The sequence below is a fragment of the Frankia sp. AiPs1 genome, assembly GCF_023716945.1.
In the GTDB taxonomy this organism is placed as follows: Bacteria; Actinomycetota; Actinomycetes; order Frankiales; family Frankiaceae; genus Frankia.
On sequence record NZ_JAMQQF010000908.1, the window covers coordinates 1 to 1504 of the forward strand.

Annotated in this window: 1 protein-coding gene and 1 pseudogene; one reads left to right on the forward strand and one right to left on the reverse strand. The window is 73.0% G+C overall.

All coding sequences use genetic code 11. The annotated features are described in order from the left end of the window. Positions 1–224, reverse strand: a pseudogene (locus tag ND748_RS31785) (hypothetical protein); the annotation flags it as partial. A gap of 579 nt (positions 225–803) precedes the next feature. On the opposite strand from ND748_RS31785, the gene ND748_RS31790 reads away from it, so the two are divergent. Next, on the forward strand, positions 804–1421 hold the full coding sequence (locus ND748_RS31790) for a class I SAM-dependent methyltransferase (protein WP_251749977.1): 618 nt from the start codon (positions 804–806) through the stop codon (positions 1419–1421). The last annotated feature ends 83 nt before the right edge of the window (positions 1422–1504 follow it).

Sequence of the window (1504 nt, forward strand, 5' to 3'; positions counted from 1 at the left end):
GCATCGGCGAGTGGCGGTGCGGCCGGGTCGGCGAGTGGCGGTGCGGCCGGTTCTGCGGGCAGCGACGCGGCCGGTTCTGCGAGTGGCGGTGCGGCCGGGTCGGCAAGCGGCGACGGGGTCGCGTCGGCACCGGGCGCGGTCACCGGTCCCCCGGCCACCGGCCGGGGGGCGGTGGGGGCGGTGTTGCGTGGGTGCGGCTTTCGGGATCGGGACCGAGCAGCCATCTGTGCTCCTTCGGGGGCAGCGTGAAATCGCGGCGCCGACCCCGCGGACGCTCAATTCCCGAATCACGCGAGAAACGACGTGAGCATCATCGGGTAAACGCCCGGCCAGTCGCCGAAAAATAGCACTGACGGGCGGCGGACGCCGCGAGGAAAAGGTTCCGTGAACGGACAAAACAGCAGGACTACCAGGCGATATGGCGTCGTGCGCGGCTGGAGGCCCGGCGCCACGAGGACAATCGCCCACGTCGGCTGGATAGACGAGAAGATTCGGCCACCCGGCCGTGACGGCGGGTGCACCGGGGCGTTCACACGCCTACTCAGATGCCCATGAGAGCAGGTTAGTTCATCCTGGGCGGCCGGGCAAACAGTTCTCGGTTGCCGGTCGCGGGTGTCGCCTGGACACGATCCGGTTGACGACGTCCGCCCATCCTCGGCGGGCTGGCCGGCCGGCGCTCGGCGCTGGAAGACGGCCAGTCTGCGACCCCGGGGCACTAAGTTCGGTACCGGCCGGATCGGGCGGTACCGCCAGTCGGCGGGAGGCGGGACGGCGGCACGACGAACCAGCGAAGGGAGCCGGCGGTGGACGCGGCATTGCGGCAGGTGGCCGAGGGGGCGACGGGCTTCATGCCCCCGCAGGAGGGGCTGGCGCTGTACACGGCGGCCACGGCGATCCCCGCCGGCGGCCTGATCTGCGAGGTCGGCACGTACTGCGGCAAGTCCACCCTCTACCTGGCCGCCGGAGCCCGGGCGGCGGGCGCCACCGTGGTCACCGTGGACCATCACCGCGGCTCGGAGGAGAACCAGGCCGGCTGGGAGTACCACGACACGACCCTGGTCGATCCGCGTACGGGCCGCCTCGACACCCTGCCGTTCCTGCGCCGGACGCTGGAACAGGCCCAGGTCGAGGACGTGGTGACGGCGATCGTCGGGCGGTCCGAACAGGTGGGGCGGTGGTGGTCGACTCCGGTCGCGCTGCTCTTCCTCGACGGTGGGCACACCGAGCAGCAGGCCCGGGCCGACTACAGCGCATGGGCGCGGCACGTGGCCCCCGGCGGCCTGCTGGCCATCCATGACGTGTTCCCCGACCCCGCCGACGGCGGCCAGGCGCCGTACCACGTCCTGCTGCGGGCGCTTGACGAGGGCTTCCGCGAGCAGTCGCAGACCGGGTCGCTGCGGGTGCTACGCCGCGTCGAATGACCGGCAGCCGCACGCCGGCCCCGCAACCGTCGCGGCCGGCACGGGCCCGCCTGCCGCTGCCGGCCCGCCTGCCGCCGCCGGGT